This is a genomic window from Glutamicibacter sp. PAEs-4 (genome assembly GCF_051161755.1).
Taxonomy (GTDB): domain Bacteria; phylum Actinomycetota; class Actinomycetes; order Actinomycetales; family Micrococcaceae; genus Glutamicibacter; species Glutamicibacter nicotianae.
Genome location: NZ_CP195017.1, coordinates 2,580,803 through 2,603,077, shown reverse-complemented (window position 1 = coordinate 2,603,077; position 22,275 = coordinate 2,580,803). Strand labels below are relative to the sequence as shown.

Sequence of the window (22,275 nt, the reverse complement as noted above, 5' to 3'; positions counted from 1 at the left end):
GGGATCCCTGCCGCGGATCCGGGAAAACCGTAAATCCAGCCATGCCAACTCTAGTCCAGCTCGCCGAACGCCAGCTGACAGCTTCGAAGGTGCTCAGGTGCAGTACCGGAAGCGAAATCGCCCGGCGTGCGGGGACCCGGCAGCCGTTCGAGTGCAGGGCTGGGCGCTGGCCATGCGTGCGTCATAGACGCGGTTGGCCCATGGATTCTCCGGTAAACTCGACCGCGTGAAGGTACTGGTTATTGGCCCAGGCGGCCGTGAACATGCAATTGTCCGTGCACTGAGTGCAGACCCCTACGTCAACGAAGTTCATTGCGCCCCCGGCAACGCCGGTATCGCACAGGACGTCACCACCCACGCAATCGACGCGGAGGACCCTGCAGCAGTCGTCGCGCTGGCCCAGGAACTGGGCAGCGACCTGGTGGTTGTCGGACCCGAAGCGCCACTGGCCGCGGGCGTCGCCGATGCCCTGATCGCCGCGCAGATCCCGGTCTTCGGCCCGACCCAAGCCGCCGCGCAGCTCGAAGCCTCCAAGGCTTTCGCCAAGAATGTCATGGCTGCCGCCGAGGTTCCCACCGCGATGGCCCATGTGGCCGCCACCCGCGAGGAAGCCGCCAATGCGCTGGATGACTTCGGTGCGCCGTACGTGGTCAAGGACGACGGCCTGGCCGCCGGCAAGGGCGTGGTGGTCACCAGCGATCGCGAAGAAGCACTGGAGCATGCAGATGCCTGCTTCGCGGCCGGCGGCACTGTCGTCATCGAGGAATTCCTCGACGGCCCGGAAGTGTCCCTGTTTGTCATCTGCGATGGCAAGCATGCCGTCCCGCTGTCCCCGGCACAGGACTTCAAGCGCATCTTCGACAATGACGAAGGCCCGAATACCGGAGGCATGGGTGCCTACTCGCCGCTGGAATGGCTGCCGGAGAACTTCGTCGACGAGGTCATGGACCGTGTCGCCTACCCGACCCTGCGCGAAATGGAAAAGCGCGGCACGCCGTTCACCGGCGTGCTGTACTGCGGCCTGGCCATCACCAAGCGCGGCATCCGCGTGATCGAGTTCAACGCGCGCTTCGGCGACCCGGAAACCCAGGCTGTGCTTGCACGCCTGAAGACCCCGCTGGGCGGGGTGCTGCTGGCTGCCGCCACGGGACGGCTCGATGATGCCGAGCAGCTGACCTGGTCCGCGCAGACCGCTGTCGATGTGGTCATCGCCGCCGAGAACTACCCGGACACCCCGGTCAAGGGCGCGGTGATCTCCGGCCTGGACGCAGCCAACGCGATCGACGGCGTGCACGTGATGCATGCAGGCACCTCCTCCGACGCGGACGGGAACATCATCGTTTCCGGCGGCCGCGTGCTGGCGGTGGTGGGCCTGGGCGATGGCCTGGCGGCGGCCCGCGCCGCCGCATACGCCGGGGTCGCCGAGATCAGCTGGGATGGCGCCCAGTCGCGCACCGACATTGCGTTGAAGGCCGAACGCGGCGAGATCGTCATCGCCAACGACAGCAAGTAGAGGACAGCAGAACTCATGGCAGGATTCCAGACCGAAGTGCTCGACCTCGAAGGTTGGGACCATTTCTACTCGGGCAAGGTACGCGACCTGTACGTGCCAGCAGGAGCCAGTTTCGAGGAGACCGACCGGGTCCTCGTGGTGGCCTCCGACCGCATCAGCGCCTACGACTTCGTGCTCTCCAGCGAGATCCCGGACAAGGGCAAGGTGCTCACCCAGCTCAGCCTCTGGTGGTTCGAGCAGTTGGGCGGCTTCGCCAACCATGTGATCTCCACCGATGTGCCGGCCACCGTGGCCGGCCGCGCGATGGTGTGCAAGAAGCTTGGGATGTACCCGATCGAGTGCATCGCCCGCGGCTACCTGACCGGTTCGGGCCTGGCCGAATACAAGGTCTCGCAGACCGTGTGCGAGCTGCCCCTGCCAGAGGGGCTGGTGGATGGTTCGCGCCTGGAGCCGGCGCTGTTCACCCCGTCGGCGAAGGCCGAAGTGGGGGAGCATGACGAGAACATCTCCTTCGCCCAGACCGTGGACCGCGTGGGCACCGAGGTCGCCGAAGCGCTGCGCGAGAAGACCGTGGCCCTGTACGAGCAGGCAGAGAAGATCGCCCGCGCACGCGGCATCATCCTGGCCGATACCAAGGTGGAATTCGGTGCCGATCCGGCCACTGGCGAGATCACCCTGGGCGATGAGGTGCTGACCCCGGATTCCTCGCGTTTCTGGGATGCCGAAACCTACCAACCGGGCCAGGCGCAGGCCAGCTTCGACAAGCAGTTCGTCCGCGATTGGCTGACCTCGGCCGAATCGGGCTGGGACAAGAACTCGGGCGAAGAGCCGCCGCAGCTGCCAGCGGAGATCATCGAGAAGACCCGTGCCCGCTACATCGAAGCCTACGAACGGCTGACCGGACAGGCCTTCAGCGCCTAGCCAGATGCCCAGCAACAGGACCCCGCACCGCCGATTACGGCAGTGCGGGGTCCTGGGCTTAAGCCGAGCCCGCTGGCGGCGGTTGGAAACGGGTGGCTAGACTCGAGGCATGGCGGGCAAAGCGGAAACAGTAGAAGAGTATCTCGGTGCGCTGGAACCGGATTTCCGGGCGGAACTCGAAAGGATTCGGGCCCTGGTGAAGGAGCTGGTTCCGGAAGCAGAAGAAACCATGAGCTATTCAATGCCCACGCTGAAGTACAAGCAGCGTGCCTTGGTTTACTTCACCGCCTCGAAAAAGCACCTGAGCTTCTACCCATCCCGCTGGGCCATTGAGGAGCTGGACGACCGGTTGGCTGGCTTCAGCAAGACCGTCCATGCAATCCGATTCACTCCGGCCGCGCCGTTGCCCGACGACCTGATCAGGGACCTCGTGCTCGTCCATGTCCGGGAGATTGACGCAGGAAGGCAGTAGCCGCCGCCAGGCTACACCAGCGAGTCCTTCCATGCCTTGTGCAGGGCCGCGAAGCGCCCGTCATCGGCAATCAGCTGGGCCGGGGTGCCGTCCTCGGCGATCTTGCCGTCGTGGACCACCAGCACCCGGTCAGCGATCTGCACGGTCGACAGGCGGTGCGCGATGATCAGCGCGGTGCGGTTGCCCAGCAGGGTCTGCAGTCCGTGCTGCACTGCCCGTTCCGAAGGGATATCCAAGGAGCTCGTGGCCTCATCCAGGATCAGCACCGCAGGATCGGCCAGGAAGGCGCGGGCGAAGGAGATCAGCTGGCGCTGGCCGGCCGAGACGCGTCCGCCACGCTTGTTCACGTCGGTGTCATAGCCTTCGGGCAGGTCCATGATGAACTCGTGGGCTCCGACCGCGCGGGCCGCATCCTGGATCTGATCCAGCGAGGCACCCGGACGGCCCAGCGCGATATTCTCGGCGACCGAGCCGGAGAAGAGGAAGGCCTCCTGGGTGACCATGACGACGTGCTGGCGCAATTCCTTGTTGGACAGTTCGTTGATCGGCACCGAATCCAGTTCCAGGGTGCCCGAACGAAGGTCGTAGAAGCGGGCAATGAGCTTTGCCAGCGTGGACTTGCCGGCACCGGTCTGGCCCACCACTGCCACTGTTTGCCCGGCGGGGATCCGCAGGTCGAATTCCTCCATGATCACCGGGCCGTCGCCGTAGCCGAAAACCGCGTCCTTGAAGACCAGCTCGCCGGCCACTTTTCCGATGCTGCGCGGGGCAGCAGGCTCGCGCACGCTCGGTTCCTCCTCCAGCAATCCCGAAACCTTCTCCAGTGCGGCGGTGGCCGACTGCAGCGAGGAGTAGAACATCGCGATCTGCTCGACTGGCTGGAACAGGCGCTTGGATGCGAGCAGGATGGCCACCATCGCGCCGACCTGCATGGTGCCGTCGATGATGCGGAACCCGCCGTAGGCCAGCAGCGAGGCCACCGTCAGGTTGCCGATCATCACCAGGCCGGGCTGCAGCACGCCGAAGAGGTTGAAGGAACGTACCGAGTTCACCCGGTACTGCTCGGCGAGATCCGAGTAGTTCTCGTCGTTGGCTGCCTCGCGGCGGAACGCCTTGACCGCGCGGATGCCGGTCATCGTCTCCACAAAAGTGGAGATGACCCTGGCCGACACCACGCGGGATTCGCGGTACAGGAGCTCGGAGCGGCGCTGGTACCAGAAGAACAGCAGCGTGACCGGGATGGCGGCCACGCAGACCACCAGCCCGCTGCGCCAGTCGAGGAAGAAAATCGAGGCCAGGGTGAAAACCACGAACACGCAGGAGGAGGCTAGTTCCGAAACGCCCTGGTCCAGCAGTTCGCGCAGCGTTTCCAGATCAGAGGTCTGCCGGGAAATGATCCGCCCGGAGGTGTAGTTCTCGTGGAATTCGAGGCTCAAGCGCTGGGTATGGCGGAAGACCTGCTGGCGAAGATCCAAGAGCATCGCCTGGGAGATCCGTGCCGCGCTGGTGATGTACCAGGAGAGCAGCACGCCGCTGAGGATCGCACCGAGGATGTAGCAGGCACCGGTCAACCCCAATGCGCCCCAGTTGCCTTCGCGCACCTGCGGCAAGGTCCAGTCGATGGCGAAGGCGATCAGCACCGGAAGCAGCACGCGCGCCGCATTGGATACCAGCACCAGCACCACGGTGAGGATGAAAAGCTTCTTCTGCGGCATGGCCAGGGCGGCCAGCAGCCGGAAGGAGCGCTGGCGCACGACCTTGCGTTCGGCCGCAGAGAGCTTGATGGCGTCTTCATTGGCAACGCCCAGGGGCTTGCTCATCGGGAAACCTCCGAAGTGGCTGGCTGCTCTTCGTCGTCCAGGCTGGCGATGACGAAACGGTAATGCTCATTGGTGCTCAGCAGATGGGTGTGGCTGCCCACCGCATCGATGCGGCCATCGCGCAGCAATGCGACCCGGTCGGCGAGCATCACGGTTGAGGGCCGATGCGCCACGATCAGCGTGGTGGTCCCGGCCAGCACGTCGCGCAGCCGCTCGGTGACCAGTTCCTCGGTGCGCACATCCAGGGCCGACAGCGGGTCGTCGAGGACCAGGACGCTCGGGCGTGCCGCGATGGCACGGGCCAGGGCGATGCGCTGGCGTTGCCCTCCGGAGAGCGAAAGGCCCTCCTCGCCGATCAGGGTGTCCACCCCGTCGGGCAGGGCATAGGCGAACTGCGCCTGGGCGACGTCCAATGCTTCTGCAAGCAGCGCTTCGCGCTGCCGCTCATCGAGGTGTTCCGGTGCGCCGAGCAGCACATTGCCGCGAATGCTGGTGGAGAACAAGGTGGTGTCCTCGAAAGCCACGGCGATTTCCGCTCGCAGCTGCTCAAGGTCCCAGTCCTTGACGTCCTGGCCATGGACCAGCACCTTGCCGGCGGTGGCTTCGTGCAGGCGCGGCACCAGGTTCAGCAAGGTGGACTTGCCCGAACCGGTGATGCCCACCAGGGCCATGGTTTCCCCGGGGCGGATTTCCAGATTGATGTCGGCCAGGATCGGCCGGTGGGTGCCGGCGGTATCAGGGTAGGCGAAGCGCACATGCTCCAGCTTCACGCTGCCATCGCGTTCTGCCGGGATCTGCGGCTGTGCGGGGGAGGCGATGTCGTTGATTGAATCCATCACTTCGAAATGCCGGTCCAGGGCAGTTTTGGTGCTCAGCGTCATGCCCAGCAGCATGCCCATGCCTTCGACGGGGCCGGCGATGACCGCGGCGATCGCGAAATAGGCCACCAGCGAGCCGACGCTCAACGTGCCGTTGGCGACCTGGGCAAGGCCGATGACCAAGCCGATGCCCAGAATGGTTTCGGGGACGGCAACGACGGTGAGCAGGAAGCTGGCCAGCGTCTTGGCCTTGGTGATTTCGGTTTCCTGCAGGGACTTGGCCTGGGCGTTGAAGCCCTCGTAGACGTGCGGCCCGCGGCCAAAAGCCTTAATGACCCGGATGCCGTGCACGGATTCTTCCACGGCGGTGGCCAGATCGCCGGCCTGGTCCTGGCTGCGCCGGCTGGCGGCCCGGTAGTCGTTGCGGAAGCGGTAGGCCTTGATGGCAATCGGGATGGAACCCAGCAGGTAGAGCAATCCCAGGATCCACGAATGGGTGAACATCAGCACCAGGCCGGTGACGACGGTGACGGTTTCAACTACCAGCATCATCGCGCCGAAGGCGAGCCAGCGGCGCAAGAGGGACAGGTCCGACATGGACCGGGAGAGCAGCTGTCCCGAGCCCCAGCGTTCGTGAAATGCCACAGGCAGACGTTGCAGGTGCTTGTAGAAGCGGATGCGCATCTGCGCTTCAAGGCCTGCTGCGGGGTTCAGCACGAATTGGCGGCGCAGGAAGATCAGCAGCGCTTCGACGAAGCCCAGCGCGGCGATGATGCCGACGGAAATCCACACTTCCGAGGCCGCTCCATCACGCTGTAGCACGACGTTCACCAGCCAGGCGAGGACCTGTGGGATGGCCAGGGCGACAATGCCTGCTCCGAGCGCGCAGAGGAAACCGCAAAAGAGCCGAGGCAAGATCGGCTTGACGAAGGGAGCGAGACGCTTCAGTGTTGCAGTGAGCGGGACCGGATCATTGGATCCATTCGGTTGAGCCTGAGCCACGGTACCCCGCATTCATCCAGAAGTTTGACAGAGCTACAGACTACCGGCAGTAGTTGGGATAATTCAATCAATGCGCCACTTTGGGAAAGAAGTGCTTCACAATGGATGCGAATAATCCCCGGCCGAGCACCAGCAAGGTGCTAGACCGGGGATGATCTGGAAGAATTTCCTGCTTTAGCCGCGGGCCGCCAGGGTGACCAGCACGGCCTCCGGCGGGCAGGCAAAGCGGATCGGGGCGAAGCGCGAGGTGCCGATGCCGGCGGAAACATTCAACGGAACGGTGTTGCCGTTGTAGTCCCAATCGGTCAAGCCGCGGGCACGCCAAGTCGGCAGGTCGCAGTTGGAGACCAATGCGCCGTACCCGGGGATGCAAACCTGGCCGCCATGGGTGTGGCCGGCGAAAATGACATCGGCCTGCGCCTCGGTGAATTGGTCCAGGACCCGCTGGTAGGGCGCGTGGGTGAGCGCGATCCGCACGTGGGGCGCCTGGTTGCTGGAGGAGGACCCGCGCGGCCAGCCCGCGAAGTGGTCGAGATCGAGGTGCGGATCATCGACACCTGAAAGGTCCAGGCGCAGGCCGTTGAGCACGGTGGAATGCGCGCGGTTGGACATATTGATCCAGCCGGCGCTGCCGAAGGCACGGTGCATCTCTTCGAACGGCAGCTTGTCGCGGGAGGCTGGACTGGGGGTTCCGGTTGAGGGAGCCAAGTACTTGAACGGGTTCTTCAGCTTCGGAGCGTAATAGCAGTTCGAGCCGGGAACGAACGCGCCGGGGAAAGCCATCAGCGGTTCCAGCGCCTTGATCAGGGCCGGTACGCCCTTGCGGTGGCTGAGGTTGTCGCCGGTGTTGATGACGAAGTCGGGCTCCAGATCTGCCAGGCTGCGCAGCCACCGGGTTTTGGCTTCCTGCCCCGGAACCATGTGGATGTCCGACAGGTGCAGGACCTTGATGTCGCCGTATCCGCGCGGCAGGACCTTGAGCGTCTCATGGCGCAGCCCGAACTTCTGGGCCTCCAGCATGCCGTAGCCCACCAATGCGCCGCCGATGGCCAGGGCGCCGCTGGCGGCAAGGGCCGCCGTGCCACTGGCGTGGCGCAATGCCGAAACGAAATTATTCTGTTCAACCATGACTTCTGTGCCATCGTCCTTTCAAGCCCTGCGGCCACTTCTGCTGAAGTTCTCCTATGCCAATCTAAACCGGAAGGCCGCGATCAACCAAAGTTGAACGCGGCCTTCACAGCTCACTAGCTAGTCGTCGGACTTTTTGCCGTTTCCGTTGCCGTTCCCATTGCCGTTGTCGTTTCCCCGGCCAATGTCCCGGGAGTCAGGCTTCGAGGTGGATTCTTCCTTTGGCTTGGAATCGTCCGTCGACTCTTCCTTGTCATTGTCCTTCTCATCCGAGTCGGACTTGGATTCCTCTTCTTCCTTCGGCTTCGGCGGAGGCGGCTGGCGGCGGGCCGAACCGAAGCTGTTGCGCTCGTATTCGTGCACAGCCTCTTCCATGAAGTCGACCCAGAGCGGGGCGGCGTAGGTCGAGGAGTCGACCATCCATGGGGCCTTCTCGTCGTTGATCATCGCACCATGCAGCTCGTTCTTTTCGGTTGCGGCCTTACCTTCCAGGCGGCCTACCCAAGCAGCGGTGGAAATGCCGGTGGTGTAGCCGACGAACCAGGTCGAGGTGGCGTAGTCGTTGGTACCGGTCTTGCCGGCGATCGGACCGTCGACCCGCCCCTTGGACACGCGCTTGGTGGCGATCTTCTGCAGCGTGCCGTTCAGGTCGGCGATGTAGGTCGGGTCGACCTGCTGGGAGCAGGTCTCCTTCTTGACCTTGTATTCGTTGCCGTCCTTGTCGGATACACCGGTGATGGCGCGTGGTTCGCAGTACTCGCCCTTGTTGGCGAACGCCGCAAAGGCTGCAGCCTGGGACAGCGGGGTGATTTCTGCAGAGCCCAGGATGAACGACGGGTTTGCTGGGCTGATTGGAGCTGGTCCGCCCTTGGCACCATGATCGAGCAGTCCCAATTTCTTGGTGTAGTCGGCGATGGTGCACAGGTCGGTCTTGTACGCTTCCTGGACGGTCGCGGTGTTAATCGACCAGTACAGGCCGGTGTCCACAGTCATCGAGCGGTAGAAGCCGGGGGAAGCGTTCTTCGGGGTCCAGTCAGCGGTGTAGGTGGTGCCGCCGGGCAGGCAGGAGGCCTTCCACTTGTTGCCGGCAGTGAAGTGCTGCTTCTTGGCATTGATCTTCTCGTACATGCGGTTGCCTTCAGCAAGCCAACCCAGCGTGGTATACGGCTTCATGGTCGAACCGCCCTGGAAGCCGCCAGCACCGCCGAGCGCACGTGGTACTGCGAAGTTGTAGTAGGTGTTCTTGCCCGAGTTCTTGATTTCCGGACCGTAGGTGGTGTTCTGCGCCATGGTCAGGATCTTGCCGGTGCCCGGCTCGACCGAAACGATGGAGGAGTAGATGTCAGTGTTGGACTTGGCATCGGGGTCAATGGCCTTCGCAGCGTCCTTGGCGGCCTTCTTGTTCAGCTTGCTGTTCAGGGTGGTCTTGACGGTCAGGCCCCCGCGGTACAGCAGGTTTTCGCGATCTTCCTTGGTCTTGCCATAGGTGTCATCGGCAAGGATCAAGTTGGTGACGTAGTCGCAGAAGTAGGCATTTTCCTTGGCCGCGGTGCAGCCGGAAGGCGAGATGCTCGGATCCAGTTCAAGATCCGACTTGACTGCCTGGTCGTATTCCTTCTTGGTGATCGCGCCGGTGCGGTACATGTTGCCCAGCACCTTGTTGCGGCGATCGATGGAACGCTCAGGGTTGTTGATCGGGTTGTAGACGTTAGGCAGCTGGACCATGCCGGCAAGCATGGCAGACTGCTGCAAGTTCAAGTCCTTGGCGTCGACCGAGTAGAAGCGCTGAGCGGCAGCCTGCACGCCATACTCGCGACCCGAGAAGAGGACCAGGTTCAGGTAGCCCTCCAGGATCTCGTCCTTGGACATTTCCTTTTCGATAGCCACCGCGTACTTCAGTTCGCGGATCTTGTCTGCATAATCCTTCTGGCCGGAGACGGTGGATTCTTCCGCACCAGTGAGCACCTGGTTGTTCACCAGCAGGTTGTTGACGTACTGCTGGGTCAAGGTGGAAGCGCCAGAGCGGCTCGAGGAGGTGAGGTTGCCGACAACTGCCCGGGCGATGCCCTTGGGGTCGATGCCCTTGTGCTCGTAGAAACGCTCGTCTTCCACCGAGATGATCGCCTTGCGCATGTTCGGCGAGATGTCATCTAGCTTCACAGGCTGGCGATTTTGCTGGTAGAAGGTCGCAATCGTCTTGCCATCCGCGTCAAGGATCGTGGAAGGCTCCGGGATAGGGAGCTTCTCGAACGAGCTCGGGAGCGCGCTGACGATGTTGTTACCAGTGGTCAAACCGGTTTTAGCGATAGCTGCAATGGGCACGAGCATGCCTGCTGCGAGCACACCACACAGGGCACTGATTCCGAAGAATGCAACGACTTTTCCCAGAGTGGTAGCTGTATCAAAAAAGGGGGACTTCTTGGCTGCCATACCCACTAGTTTACAAGGACGCGCTAACGTATCGAGTATGACTAAATGGGAATACGCCACTTTGCCGCTTTTGATTCACGCTACGAAGCAGATTTTGGACCAGTGGGGTGATGACGGCTGGGAGCTGGTAACCGTCGTTCCTGGCCCCAATGGCTCATCTCCAGTGGCCTACATGAAGCGTCCGAAAGCCTAACGGGCAACAACATCTACTGAAGGAGAAATCCCATGCAAGAAGCTACTTCCTCGCGTGTCGAGGCTCGCCTGGCCGAGCTTGGCCATGCCTTGCCAGCCGTGGCAAAACCGGTTGCGGCGTACCTGCCTGCCGTTACTTCCGGCAACTACGTTTACACCTCCGGTCAGCTTCCGCTGATTAAGGGTGAACTCACAGCGGTTGGAAAGGTTGGCGCCGAAGTTTCAGCCGAGGAAGCAAAGGCCCAGGCACAGACCGCCGCGCTCAACGCGCTGGCAGCCATCAAGGCGGAAATTGGTGATCTAGATCGCATTAAGCGCATCGTGAAGGTTGTCGGTTTCGTGTCGTCGGCACCGGACTTCACCGGACAGCCAGGAGTCATCAACGGAGCCTCCGAATTCTTCGGCGAAGTTCTCGGCGATGCAGGCCTGCATGCACGTTCGGCCGTCGGCGTAGCCGTACTGCCGCTGGATGCACCTGTCGAGGTTGAGGTCATCGCCGAATTTGAGTAATTCAGGCCAGTTTCCCGCTGCGCGGTCCCGACGGGCTTTCCCGTCGGGACCGCGCAGCGGCATGGTTCGACGGCTCTTCGACCTGCCGCCGCATCAGATTGCCACCGCCGAAAACTGGTTCTCTTTCGGTTCGCGCACCCCGCGTACCCCGCGGCGAGCGTCCTCTGTGTGCCTTGTGAGGGATTCCTCCCACGGTGTGGAAACCTACCTGACTTATCGCCCCGGGGGCTCTCCTCTGGGCAACGTAGCCTTCCCGGGCGGCAGCCATGAGACGAGCGACCGTGCCACCTACCAATGGTTCGGCCCGAGCCTGTCCCAGTGGTCCAAGCGCATGGACTTGCTGGATCAGCAGCTGGTCCAGGCCTATCTGGTTTGCGCCATTCGCGAGCTCTTCGAAGAGACCGGGATCCTGCTGGCCGGAACCGACGAGCAATCCGTCGTTGAAATGACCGATGCCGAAGACTGGATGACCGCCCGCGAAGCCATCGCCGGACAAGATCTTGCCTTTGACGAATTCCTGCGCCGCCGCGGACTCGGTTTGCGTACCGACCTTCTGCGTCCTGTATCGCACTGGCTCAATCCGAACTTTGCCCTGCGCCGCTTCGACACCTGGTACTTCACCGCCACCGTGCCGAACCGCCAGGAAGCCTCATTGCTTCGTGGAAAAGGAAAATGGGGACGTTGGTCTGCTGCCGGAGACATCTTGGCAAAGCGCGGCACCAGCGAGCTGGGGGACAGCATTGGCCAACCCAACACGGTGAACCTCACGCTCTCGGAGATCAGCTACCCGGCGGTGGAAATGATCCTGGAAGCCATGGCGGAAGCCAACGGAGTGATCGCCTACCTCTCGCGGGCGCGATCGCTGAACCTCAAGCATCCGGATCTGCTGGTGCGCGATGGAATCTACTACCTGGAAGTCCTGGGATCCATCAGCGCCGAGTCCTCCCGGCCGTGGCAGACCACTGCCGGGCACTGATCACACTGCTTAAAACACAACAGGCCGAAAATCCTCTGAGGATTTTCGGCCTGAAATGCTTTGTCGTGCTTTAGCGCGAACGCTGGCGCAGGCGCTGGATGTCCAGGATCACGACGGCGCGTGCTTCCAGGCGCAGCCAGCCGCGCTGGACGAACTCGGCCAGAGCCTTGTTCACGGTTTCGCGGGAAGCACCAACCAGCTGAGCCAGCTCTTCCTGAGTCAGTTCGTGGGCAACCAGGATGCCGTCGGTAGCCGGGCGGCCGAAACGGTCAGCCAGGTCCAGCAGCGCCTTGGCAACGCGGCCAGGAACGTCAGAGAAGACCAGATCGGCCAGGGACTCATTGGTGCGACGCAGACGTGCTGCCAGAGCCTGCAGCAGCTGGATCGAGACCTCAGGGGAGTTCAGGATAGCCTTGCGCATGTTCTCGTGGCTCAGGCCAGCCAGGCGGGTCTCCGACACGGCGGTGGCGGTAGCGTTGCGTGGGTGTGGATCGAACAAGGCCATTTCGCCAAACAGTTCGCCCGGGCCGAGAACAGCAATCAGGTTCTCGCGACCATCCGAAGAGGTGCGGCCGAGCTTGATCTTGCCAGAAACGATGAAGTACAGACGGTCACCCTGATCGCCTTCACGGAACACCGATGCACCGCGGGACAGATCAACCTCGGTCAATTCTTCGGTTAGCGCGGCGAAAACTTCATCACCAAGCGACGCAAACAGTGGCGCGCGACGCAGTACCTCGATATCCATTAAATCTCCTGTCAACAGTAGTAGGCGCTTACTTCATTGTGCCGTATTCGGTAACAATGTGACAGTTTCCACACGTGGTTTAACCAAGAAAATGTTGAAAATCACGCACATTCGACTAAAACTCGCGAATCTGCTCGCAGAAATCCATCAGCTTCTAAGGGTACCTTGGGTCTATACGAACTTTATGAATGAACTGGGGTCTGGGTGCTGGGAATTTTCAGCTGGCTCGATGTAGTCATCTGCGCTGTGTTGCTGATGTTCTTCATCGTTGGAGTTCGCCGAGGTTTCCTGCTGACAGTTGGCGACATGCTCGGCCTGCTCGTCGGTGGCGTCGCCGCATTCTTCGCGATCCCGTTGGTCTCCACCTTTGCCACGAACCCCTGGTGGCGTGTCGGTCTGATGATCGCCACCGCAGCGGTGCTGATCATCCTCGGCCAAGCGCTGGGACGGGTGATCGCGACCCGGATCAGGCACTGGATGAATGTCGATTTCCTGCGTGCCGCAGACCGCATCGCCGGTGGCGTGCTGTCGGTGTTCATCACCGCAACAATCATTGGTGGCTTGGCCTTTTCCACGGCAAGCATGGGTATCCCGAGGCTTTCGCTGGAGATCAGCAAGTCCAAGATGATCGACACGATTCGCGGCCTGACACCCGAGTTTGTCGATGCGGCCATATCCACCGCACGCTCCAAGGTGATCGCTGAAACCCTGCCCGCGTTCCTGGAGCCTTTCGCCCCTCCGGTGCAGGCGCCAGTGGACACCGAATGGGCCGCCAACGACCTGCAGCTGGCAGCCGCGCAATCGGCGGCCAAGATCTCCGGCACCGCCGTGCAATGCGGCGTTAACCTGACCGGTTCGGGCTTCGTTGTCGACCACGAATTGGTCATGACGAATGCACACGTGGTGGCAGGATTGAGTGCTGCAACCGTGGAGGTCGGCGGTGACGAAGTTCACCGCGGAAAGGTAGTTTATTTCGACCCGCAGGCCGACATCGCGCTGCTTTATGTCGAGGGACTGCAGGCAGAGCCCATCGACCTGGCCGCCGAGGACCTGATGCGTGGCGACCCGGCAACATTCGTCGGCCACCCGGCGGGCGGACCGCAGCAGATCCGCGGAGCGCTGATCGCCTCGCGCGCCTTCGTCTCCATCGCCAACATCTATGGCGAAGACCCGTCGCGGATTTCGGTCTACCAGCTCACCGCGGAAGTGGCGCAGGGCAATTCCGGCGGACCGCTGCTGGATGAATCCGGCGACGTGGTGGGTCTGATCTTCGCCAAATCCCGCAGCGATGACGAGGTGGGCTTCGCCCTGAGTCTCGAAGAGATCGAGCAAGCCTTGGAACTTGGCAGCCAGCGGCGCACCAGCATCAAGACCGGCGACTGCGTTTCCGGCTGATGCCTGCGGCTACTTGCCGAGTAAATGCGCGAGCTGCTGCACCGCAAGCTTGTAGCCATGCACGCCCGCACCGATGATGATCGAGCTGGCTACCGGCGAGATATAGGAATGGTGGCGGAAGGCCTCGCGCTTGTGCACATTGGAGATGTGCACCTCGATGGCCGGCAGCTGAACGCCGCTGATCGCATCGGCCAGCGCTACCGAAGTATGGGTGAAGGCGCCAGGATTCATGATGATGCCGGCCGCGGTCGTGCGGGCCTCGTGGATCGCGTCGATGAGCACGCCCTCGTGGTTGGACTGCACCGCACGCACCTCGAGCCCGTAGGCGGCGGCGGTGTCACGGGCCAGCTGCTCGACATCGGCCAGCGTGTCGTGGCCATAGATTTCCGGCTCCCGAGTGCCCAGCAGATTCAGATTGGGGCCGTTGAGCAGCAAGATGGTGTTCGATGCGTTCTCAGTCATGAACCCAAATCTATTACACGGCAGGCATAATCCAGCGTCGTTGCGCTGGCTCCGTAATACAAGAAGCCGCCGTTCTGCCGCACCAGCGGTGCGGCAGAACGGCGGCTTCTTTCGGCAGTGCGTGCAGGGGCTACTTGCCCATGGACTGCGCGATCTGGCTCATGACCGTCGAATCCGAGAGCGTGGTGGCATCGCCGACCTCGCGGCCTTCGGCCACGTCCTTGAGCAGGCGGCGCATGATCTTGCCCGAGCGGGTCTTGGGCAGCTCGGGAACCACCAGCACATGCTTCGGCTTGGCGATCGGACCGATGTCCTTGCCCACGTGGTTGCGCAGGGTCGCCACGACATCCTCGCCCTCTGCAGGCTCGGTCTGCAGGATCACGAACGCTACGACTGCCTCGCCGGTGGTCTCGTCCTTCGCGCCGACCACCGCGGCTTCGGCCACGTACGGGTGGGCGACCAGCGAAGACTCGATCTCGGTGGTGGACAGGCGGTGGCCGGACACGTTCATCACATCATCCACGCGGCCCAGCAACCAGATGTCGCCGTCGTCATCCTTCTTCGCGCCGTCGCCGGCGAAGTACATGTTCTCGAAGCGGGACCAGTAGGTGTCCTTGTAGCGTTCCATGTCGCCCCAGATGCCGCGCAGCATGGCCGGCCATGGTTCACGGATTACCAGGAAGCCGCCTTCGCCGTCGGCCACGGATTCGCCGGCCTGGTCCACCACGTCAATGGCGATGCCCGGCACAGCCACCTGGGCAGAACCCGGCTTGGTGGCGGTGACGCCCGGCAGCGGCGCGATCATGTGCGCACCGGTTTCGGTCTGCCACCAGGTGTCCACGATCGGGGCCGGATGCTCCTTCTTCTCGCCGTTCTTGCCATTGTTGGAGCCGATGACATCGCGATACCACATCCAGGCTTCCGGGTTGATCGGTTCGCCCACCGAACCGAGCACGCGCAAGCTCGACAGGTCATAGCCGTCCGGGATCTCCCGGCCCCACTTCATGAAGGTGCGGATGGCGGTCGGCGCGGTGTACAGGATGGTGACGCCGTACTTCTCCACGATCTCCCACCAGCGGCCCTGGTGCGGGGTGTCCGGGGTGCCTTCGTAGATCACTTGGGTGGCGCCGTTGACCAGCGGCGCGTAGGTGACGTAGGAGTGGCCGGTGACCCAGCCGATGTCTGCGGTGCACCAGAAGACATCGGTTTCCGGGTGCAAATCGAAGGTGTCGCGGTGGGTGACCGCGGTCTGCGTGAGGAAGCCGCCGGTGGTATGCACGATGCCCTTGGGCTTGCCGGTGGTGCCGGAGGTGTAGAGCACGAACAGCGGGTGCTCGGAGTCGTGGGCCACCGCGGTGTGCTCAGTGGCGGCGTTGCCGACCACGTCATCCCACCACTTGTCCAGCGCGCCGAATTCGGTAGGTTCGCCGTTGCGCTTGACCACCAGCACGTTTTCCACGGTGTGCCCCGGTGCTTCCAGGGCGGCATCCACTGCAGGCTTCAGCGGGCTCGGCTTGCCGCGGCGCCAGGTGCCATCGGCGGTGACCACGAGCTTGGCGTCGGCATCATCGATGCGGCTGCGCAGCGCGTCGGCGGAGAAGCCGCCGAAGACCACCGAGTGGATGGCGCCGATGCGGGCGCAGGCCAGCATGGTGATCACCGCTTCGGGGATCATCGGAAGGTAGACGGCCACGCGGTCGCCCTTGGCCACGCCCAGGGACTCGAAGGCGTTGGCGGCCTTCTTGACCTCCTCGGCCAGTTGCGCATAGGTGTAGCTGCGGGTATCGCCCGGCTCGCCTTCGAAGTAGATGGCCACGCGGTCGCCCCGGCCGTTCTCCACATGGCGGTCCAGTGCGTTATAGGCCGCGTTGAGCTTGCCGCCGACAAACCACTTGGCAACCGGCGCTTCAGACCAGTCGAGGGTTTCGGTGAAATCGGTGTCCCAGGCCAGTACCTGGCGGGCCTGGTCCGCCCAGTAGCCCAAGCGGTCTTCCTTGGCTGCGTCGTAACGGGCCTGGGTGGCGATGGCTTGATCACTGAAGTCCTTGCTTGGGGCAAAGGAGCGGGTCTCGGTCGACAGATTGTCCAGGGTTTTCGAATCACTCACTGTGTTCGCGTCCTTCCACGTAGTCACGAATGTTTCTCTGTGATCAAAGTTACAGCCTCTGAGGATGAAGATGTGCTTTGTGTCACTGCGATAGCGGAAATCGGGTAATCTGTGCGCCAAACGGTGGATTGAACGCGATGAACAGCATGCCGGGGCAGTGTCCCGGGGTGAAAACCCTGCGCGCTCATGACACGATCTAAAGCGTGGCGAAGAAACTTGAGAATGAAACCGAGCTGGGGCTGAAGCGCCGGGCTCGCAAGATCAACCGGGAACTGGCACAGGCCTATCCCTACGCGGTGCCCGAGCTGGACTTCGAGAATCCCTTCGAACTGCTGGTAGCCACCGTGCTCTCGGCGCAGACCACCGATGTGCGGGTCAATGCCATAACCCCAGCGCTCTTCGCCCGTTTCCCCGACGCCCTCGCAATGAGCCAAGCCGAGCGTGCCGAGCTTGAGCAGCTGATCCGCCCCACCGGCTTCTTCCGCGCCAAGGCCGATTCCCTGCTCGGGCTATCCGCTGCGCTGGTGGAACGCTTCGACGGCGACGTGCCAGCCAAGCTCGACGAGCTGGTGAAGCTTCCCGGAGTGGGACGCAAAACCGCCAACGTCGTGTTGGGCAATGCCTTTGGCGTTCCCGGAATCACCGTGGACACCCATTTCGGGCGGCTGGCCAACCGCCTGGGCTGGACCGCTGAAACCGACCCGGTGAAGGTCGAGCACGCGGTGGGGGAATTATTCGAGAAATGCGACTGGACGATGCTCAGCCACCGGGTGGTTTTCCATGGCCGGCGCGTCTGCCACGCCCGCAAGCCCGCCTGCGGAGCCTGCGTCATCGCCAAGCTGTGCCCGTCCTTCGGCATCGGCGAGGAAATACCGGCCAAGGCGAAAGCGTTGCTCAAGTATGAGCTTGCACCAGGACGGGAAGAGCTGCTGGCGAAAATGATCGCCGGAGCAACTCGCCGCGAGCTGAGGGCTGAAGGATACGGATTGGACGCATGAGCGCACGCTTGGAATTGGAACAAGTCATCGCCCGCCATACGGCGCAGGTCGGGGCAACGCAGCGGCTGCCCAACGAATGGGTGATGAACGAGATGGAGCTCGGAGCCGCGCGCCGGGCCGCGGTGCTGATCCTGTTCGGCGCGGCCGGCGAGGCGGCGCTGGAACCGCAGTCCCAGATGGACGACCTGGACCTGTTGTTCGTGGAGCGGGCAGCGACCCTGCGCAAGCATGCCGGGCAGATCGCTTTCCCCGGCGGCGGCATCGACCAGGAAGATCCGAGCGTTGCCAGCGCCGCTCTGCGCGAGGCATGGGAAGAAACCGGCGTGGATACCGCCGGCATCGAAGTGCTGGGTACCTTGGGGGAAACCGAGCTGCCGGTGTCGAACTTCCTGGTCACCCCGGTGCTCGGGTGGTGGCATACCGAATCCGAGGTGTATCCGGCGGACCCGGAAGAAAGCGCTGGGGTATTCCGCGCCCCGGTGGCGCACCTGCTGGATCCGAGGAACCGCTTGACTGGCGTTGTGCATCGCGGCACGCGGAAATTCAAGTCCCCGGCCTTCGATTTCGAAGACCGGATCATCTGGGGCTTCACCGCGATCGTGCTGGACCGTCTGTTCAACGAGCTGGGGTGGACCCGTCCGTGGGATAATCGGCGCGAACTGCGCATGGCCTGAGGCCCGCTATTTCGCGTCCGCGTAATTCCCTGAAATCGCAACACTGACCGGGAAACGCGGCGAGGCCTGGCCGAACAGCGAGCGTCCGGCCAGCATCGCCGCGTGGCGGATCAGCTCCCGCAGCTGCCCAGCCAATTCGGTGGGGCATTCGAAGACAATTTCGTCATGGACGAAGAACACCTGGCGGCAGCTGCGGCTCCACCCAGCCTGATGGATCAGGTGCCGCGCGTGGCCCATCCACACCAAGGCCCACTCGGCCGCGGTAGCCTGCACGACAAAATTCCTGGTGAACCGGCCACGGGCCCGCGCCGCGGAGTCAGCGGCCCGCTGCGATGCCTCATCGCTGGTGGCCCGCTGCGCTTGCAGCCACTGCTCATCTGCGGGAGGGCAGCCGCGGCCAAGGAAACTGCGCACGCCTCCACCCTGTTCGCCAGCCTGCGCCGCCTGTTCGACAAAACGCATGGCAGTGGGAAAGCCGCGGGTCAGCGCCGCGCCGACGCTGCCCGAAGCACCGCCACCTCCGCCATAGATGACCGAGAGCATGCCCAGTTTGGCTTCATCGCGCGAGGCGACAAGCTTGGCATCCAGCAGCCACTGGTACAGGTCGTCTTGCTGGCCAGCCTTTTGCAGCTGCTGGTCATGGGAAATTGCCGCCAGGATGCGCGGTTCCAGCTGCCTGCCGTCGGCCACCACAAAGGTCGACCCCGCCGGGGCGCGAACAACCTGCCGGATGGAATGCGGCAATTGGAGCGCACCGCCGCCTGATGCCGCCCAGCGTCCTGAAATGACGGTTCCCAGCACGTAGTGCGGATGGAACCTGCCATTTTCCACCCATTGATCCAGCCAGGCATCGCCGTGGGTGCTGGCAAGGCGTGAGAGCTTCTTGTATTCGAGGACCTCGGTAATCAGCGGATGCTTGATCTGCTCAAGTTCCCATGCCCGCACCGAACCCACTGCGAAGCCGGCCTTGTGCAGGGCGCGCAGCAGTTCTTGCGGCGAATCGGGATTGAGCCCGGGACTGCCCAACGCCTCAGCCAGCTGCTGGGCCTTGGCAGCCAGCTTGGGAGGCCGTCCGTATTCGGAGACGCGCTCGCCCAATTGCTCGCGCAGCAGGGCGCGGTGCCCGGGTTCATCCCACGGCAAGCCGGCCGCTTCCATCTCGCAGGCAATCACGGCGCCCACCGATTCGGCATGGATCAATAATTCCAGTCGACGGCGGGCATCGGGTTCTTGCGGCAGTGCGTCGCGTTGGGCCAGGTACATGGCGATCAGCTCAGGCAGCGACTCGCCGGTGACAGGCGCGGAGAAGAGCGCATCCTGGTTGGCCCATTCCCTGCCCTGGGGTGGCGGTTCAAGGTTGAAATCATCGAGCGCCTTCGCGCTCAGCGGGGAGCGGTGCAGGATGCGCTGCGCCAAGGAGAGAATGTAGGCCTTAGCCAGGAAAACCCCGGCTGCCGCCAGCGGCTGCATCCACGGGGTGGTGCGGAGCATGGCCCAGCGGGGCGAATGCCGTGCTTCGGTTTCGGCGACAAAGCCAGCCAGCTCTTCGCGGGATACCGAGGAAACCGGTTGCAGCGAGTTGCCAGTGTGCTGGTCGCGAAGGTCAATGAGGGCATAGCCATCCGGGTCGGCGGCAAGGAAGGCGATGGCACTCATGGATCTATTGTGCCGTGCCAGTGGACGATATCCCCAGCCGGTTGGCTGGCTGCACGCAGATGAATGGATGGATGCCACGCTCGATGCATGAAATGGCTATCAGAATCCCCATCGGCTAAGCCGCTGAAGAATGCACAACGATTTGTGATGACAGAATCGGATTTCGAGCAGTTGCCGCAGAAGGGAACCAGCGCGCCAGCGGCTGGTGAACGCACTGCGGATGATGAACCGATCTGCACCATCGTGAGCAACGACACGCGGATTATCGAGCGATGCGCGGTGATCGCGGTCGGCGCGGCTGTGCGAATCAACCAATGCGCAGACCCGCAGTTGTTGCCCGGCGATGGTTCGGGGCCGGTGCTGTGGGGCAGCGACATGGCAGCCCTGGCCGAAAACCCGGGCCGGCCGGTAGATGTGCTGGTCGGCTTGGAGGATAGCGAGGCCCTCATCTGGTCTCTGGCCAGCAGGATTCCCAAGGCGCGGGTGGCGGTTCTGCCGTCGGCAAGCCAATGGCTGGGCGAATACCTCGGCCTTTGGGCCATGCGGGCAGGGCATGGGCACACGCTGGCGCTGAATTCCACGGCCGGAGGGTTGGGGACGACAACCCTCTCCCTGCTGCTGGCGCACGCTGGAACACTCAGCGGACTGCGCAGCGCCATGATTGATTTGGATCCGCATTCCCAAGGAGCGTGGCCGCTGGTGTGCGCGCAGCCGCCTATCGGAATCGGCTGGGAGGAATTACAGCAATCCGGCGGTGCGCTGGCGGCCCATCAACTGGCCGAAACTTTGCCGAAACTGCGCGATACAGCCATCCTGACCTGGTCCCGCGCCAACCGAACGCAGGAGCTGGAAGACCAGCTGGTGATTCGGTTGCTGGCTGCGGCCCGGCAAGGGTTCGACCTCGTGGTGGTGGATGCCGGCCGCGCACCGCATCCGCAACGGCTGGCGATGAACCAGTTCATCGACCGGAATATCGCCACCGCCAGTTCCATGACCTTGCCGGCTTCAGGGGAAGTGGTGCTGTGCGGGGAGCAGAAACTGCGCTGCACCCCTCAAGGCTTTCCGGAGATACTTGGTGCCGTCCCTGTCCTTTCGCGGATCAGCAAGGCCCTGGAGCGCGGCCAGCTCTTCGACAGTTTCAAATCCCGGGCACTGCGCCAGCATCTGTCCAACCTGTGCCTGATTCCGCAGGTGAAGGAGCAGCACCCATGAGCCCGGGACGGCACAGCCACAATGCCAGCCCAGCAATGGGCGGGCCCGTGCTCGATGCCAAGATTCTCGAATCAGTGCGTGAACGGGCACTGCTCACCGGCGGGCAGCTCGACGCGATTGCCTTGGCTGGAGCCGTCCACGACTCGGGCGTGGCCCTGGGATCGCAGGGCGCCGCCCAGTCATTGGAATCGCTGCAGCACGAAGTGGCAGGATTGTCTGTCCTTGAGCCTTTCGCCCAGCGGCCCGAAGTCACCGATGTCCTAGTGGACGGTCAGGGGAGGGTCTGGACCGATTCTCCGGCCGGACTGGAACCCACTGAATTCCGGTTTTCCTCCCCGGAACAGGTGCGGACGCTGGCCGTGCATCTGGCGACCCTCGCTGGACGACGGCTGGATTCAGCGAGCCCATTCATGGACATGAGCTTGAAGAACTACCGGGTCCACGCCGTGCTGCCGCCAATTGCCACGGACGGTCCGTTGATCTCGATTCGAGTCAAGCGCAGTGCCCAGCTTGAACTGGGCGCGGTTCTGGAAGGATCCAAGGGCTTTTGGCTGCCGCTGCTCCAAGCCATTGTCCAGCGCCAGATGAACTTCCTGATTACCGGCGGTACAGGCAGCGGAAAAACAACCCTGCTGCAAGCCATGCTGGCCGAGACCAACCCGCAGCACCGTTTGGTCATCGTCGAGGACTCGAAGGAGCTGCAGGTGCCGCACCCGCATGTCGTGTCCTTGCAAACCCGTTCGGCCAACGTCGAATCCGCCGGCCAAGTGGAACTGAAGGATCTGGTTGTCCAGGCCCTGCGCATGCGTCCCGACCGCTTGGTCGTTGGCGAATGCCGCGGGTCGGAGATACGCGATTTCCTGGCGGCGATGAACACCGGGCATCAAGGAGCCGCGGGCACCATGCACGCCAACAACCCGCAGTCGGTTCCGGCACGCTTGGCGGCGTTGGGTGCGCTCGCCGGATGGAGTGTGCAGGCAACCGCGTTGCAGGCCTCCAGCGCACTGGATCTCGTCATTCACATGAACAGGGGCAGCCATGGGCAACGTGGACCGGTGGCACTGGGCAGCTTGGAGACCGGTAGCGACGGCCAGATGCAGATGAGGCACCTGATCGATCTGGAGGGTGCCGAACCGCTTGCCGAATATGGCCGACGCTTCTTGGCGGACAGGTTCGGCCAAGCACTCGCACGCACCGTCGTCACGGCGCTGGGTAACGAAAGCAACAAGGAGCATTGAACC

18 protein-coding genes are annotated in these 22,275 nt (G+C 63.1%); 10 read left to right on the top strand and 8 right to left on the bottom strand.

The window, feature by feature from the left end:
• Nucleotides 1–226 precede the first annotated feature (226 nt).
• The 3 genes from purD to ACR9WD_RS12310 all read left to right on the top strand — a co-directional run bounded on the left by purD (nucleotide 227) and on the right by ACR9WD_RS12310 (nucleotide 2,906).
• Nucleotides 227–1,513 (top strand): phosphoribosylamine--glycine ligase, encoded by a 1,287-nt coding sequence (gene purD, locus ACR9WD_RS12320; protein ID WP_073705822.1) that lies wholly within the window; start codon nucleotides 227–229, stop codon nucleotides 1,511–1,513.
• A 15-nt stretch (nucleotides 1,514–1,528) separates the two neighbouring features.
• On the top strand, nucleotides 1,529–2,434 hold the full coding sequence (locus ACR9WD_RS12315; RefSeq protein ID WP_073705823.1) for a phosphoribosylaminoimidazolesuccinocarboxamide synthase: 906 nt from the start codon (nucleotides 1,529–1,531) through the stop codon (nucleotides 2,432–2,434).
• A gap of 109 nt (nucleotides 2,435–2,543) precedes the next feature.
• Nucleotides 2,544–2,906 (top strand): iron chaperone, encoded by a 363-nt coding sequence (locus tag ACR9WD_RS12310; RefSeq protein ID WP_073705824.1) that lies wholly within the window; start codon nucleotides 2,544–2,546, stop codon nucleotides 2,904–2,906.
• 11 nt (nucleotides 2,907–2,917) lie between these two features.
• Here ACR9WD_RS12310 and ACR9WD_RS12305 read toward each other — a convergent pair whose 3' ends face one another.
• From ACR9WD_RS12305 to ACR9WD_RS12290, 4 genes are all read right to left on the bottom strand, one after another.
• A complete protein-coding gene (locus ACR9WD_RS12305; protein WP_434922141.1) occupies nucleotides 2,918–4,726 on the bottom strand; it encodes an ABC transporter ATP-binding protein in 1,809 nt (602 codons plus the stop codon).
• The gene (locus ACR9WD_RS12300) at nucleotides 4,723–6,558 is read right to left on the bottom strand and encodes an ABC transporter ATP-binding protein (protein ID WP_396264206.1); all 1,836 of its coding nucleotides are present in this window, start codon (nucleotides 6,556–6,558) and stop codon (nucleotides 4,723–4,725) included. Before ACR9WD_RS12300 ends, ACR9WD_RS12305 begins: the two co-directional genes overlap by 4 nt.
• Before the next feature lie 162 nt (nucleotides 6,559–6,720).
• Entirely contained in the window at nucleotides 6,721–7,674 is a 954-nt protein-coding gene (locus ACR9WD_RS12295; RefSeq protein WP_073705827.1) for a metallophosphoesterase, read from the bottom strand.
• 120 nt (nucleotides 7,675–7,794) lie between these two features.
• Nucleotides 7,795–10,002 carry a transglycosylase domain-containing protein gene (locus ACR9WD_RS12290; RefSeq protein WP_434922140.1) on the bottom strand — a complete coding sequence of 736 codons (2,208 nt, stop codon included), beginning with the start codon at nucleotides 10,000–10,002 and terminating at the stop codon, nucleotides 7,795–7,797.
• Nucleotides 10,003–10,329: 327 nt separating this feature from the next.
• Here ACR9WD_RS12290 and ACR9WD_RS12285 point away from each other — a divergent pair, with 327 nt between their 5' ends.
• Nucleotides 10,330–10,806 carry a RidA family protein gene (locus ACR9WD_RS12285; protein WP_073705829.1) on the top strand — a complete coding sequence of 159 codons (477 nt, stop codon included), beginning with the start codon at nucleotides 10,330–10,332 and terminating at the stop codon, nucleotides 10,804–10,806.
• A 61-nt stretch (nucleotides 10,807–10,867) separates the two neighbouring features.
• Nucleotides 10,868–11,782, top strand: coding sequence for an NUDIX hydrolase (locus tag ACR9WD_RS12280; protein ID WP_038991698.1), 915 nt, complete (start codon nucleotides 10,868–10,870; stop codon nucleotides 11,780–11,782).
• Nucleotides 11,783–11,852: 70 nt separating this feature from the next.
• On the opposite strand, the gene ACR9WD_RS12275 is transcribed toward ACR9WD_RS12280, so the two are convergent.
• Nucleotides 11,853–12,530: a Crp/Fnr family transcriptional regulator gene (locus tag ACR9WD_RS12275; RefSeq protein WP_022874282.1), complete on the bottom strand. Its 678-nt coding sequence runs from the start codon at nucleotides 12,528–12,530 to the stop codon at nucleotides 11,853–11,855.
• A 204-nt stretch (nucleotides 12,531–12,734) separates the two neighbouring features.
• Here ACR9WD_RS12275 and ACR9WD_RS12270 point away from each other — a divergent pair, with 204 nt between their 5' ends.
• A complete protein-coding gene (locus ACR9WD_RS12270; protein ID WP_038991697.1) occupies nucleotides 12,735–13,925 on the top strand; it encodes a MarP family serine protease in 1,191 nt (396 codons plus the stop codon).
• A 9-nt stretch (nucleotides 13,926–13,934) separates the two neighbouring features.
• On the opposite strand, the gene aroQ is transcribed toward ACR9WD_RS12270, so the two are convergent.
• Both aroQ and acs read right to left on the bottom strand, forming a co-directional pair.
• Entirely contained in the window at nucleotides 13,935–14,387 is a 453-nt protein-coding gene (aroQ, locus tag ACR9WD_RS12265; protein ID WP_038991696.1) for a type II 3-dehydroquinate dehydratase, read from the bottom strand.
• A 130-nt stretch (nucleotides 14,388–14,517) separates the two neighbouring features.
• Nucleotides 14,518–16,494 (bottom strand): acetate--CoA ligase, encoded by a 1,977-nt coding sequence (gene acs, locus ACR9WD_RS12260; RefSeq protein ID WP_434922139.1) that lies wholly within the window; start codon nucleotides 16,492–16,494, stop codon nucleotides 14,518–14,520.
• A gap of 203 nt (nucleotides 16,495–16,697) precedes the next feature.
• On the opposite strand from acs, the gene nth reads away from it, so the two are divergent.
• Together nth and ACR9WD_RS12250 are read left to right on the top strand one after the other, a co-directional pair.
• Nucleotides 16,698–17,492, top strand: coding sequence for an endonuclease III (nth, locus tag ACR9WD_RS12255; protein WP_121867180.1), 795 nt, complete (start codon nucleotides 16,698–16,700; stop codon nucleotides 17,490–17,492).
• Nucleotides 17,489–18,166: an NUDIX hydrolase gene (locus ACR9WD_RS12250; RefSeq protein ID WP_121867179.1), complete on the top strand. Its 678-nt coding sequence runs from the start codon at nucleotides 17,489–17,491 to the stop codon at nucleotides 18,164–18,166. The genes nth and ACR9WD_RS12250 overlap by 4 nt, the downstream gene beginning before the upstream one ends.
• A 6-nt stretch (nucleotides 18,167–18,172) precedes the next feature.
• Here the strand turns inward: ACR9WD_RS12250 and ACR9WD_RS12245 are convergent, their stop codons facing one another.
• Nucleotides 18,173–19,822 carry a bifunctional 3'-5' exonuclease/DNA polymerase gene (locus ACR9WD_RS12245; RefSeq protein ID WP_149597180.1) on the bottom strand — a complete coding sequence of 550 codons (1,650 nt, stop codon included), beginning with the start codon at nucleotides 19,820–19,822 and terminating at the stop codon, nucleotides 18,173–18,175.
• A gap of 147 nt (nucleotides 19,823–19,969) precedes the next feature.
• Here ACR9WD_RS12245 and ACR9WD_RS12240 point away from each other — a divergent pair, with 147 nt between their 5' ends.
• Entirely contained in the window at nucleotides 19,970–21,034 is a 1,065-nt protein-coding gene (locus ACR9WD_RS12240) for a hypothetical protein (protein WP_121867177.1), read from the top strand.
• On the top strand, nucleotides 21,031–22,272 hold the full coding sequence (locus tag ACR9WD_RS12235) for a TadA family conjugal transfer-associated ATPase (RefSeq protein ID WP_121867176.1): 1,242 nt from the start codon (nucleotides 21,031–21,033) through the stop codon (nucleotides 22,270–22,272). Before ACR9WD_RS12240 ends, ACR9WD_RS12235 begins: the two co-directional genes overlap by 4 nt.
• Nucleotides 22,273–22,275: the final 3 nt, after the last annotated feature.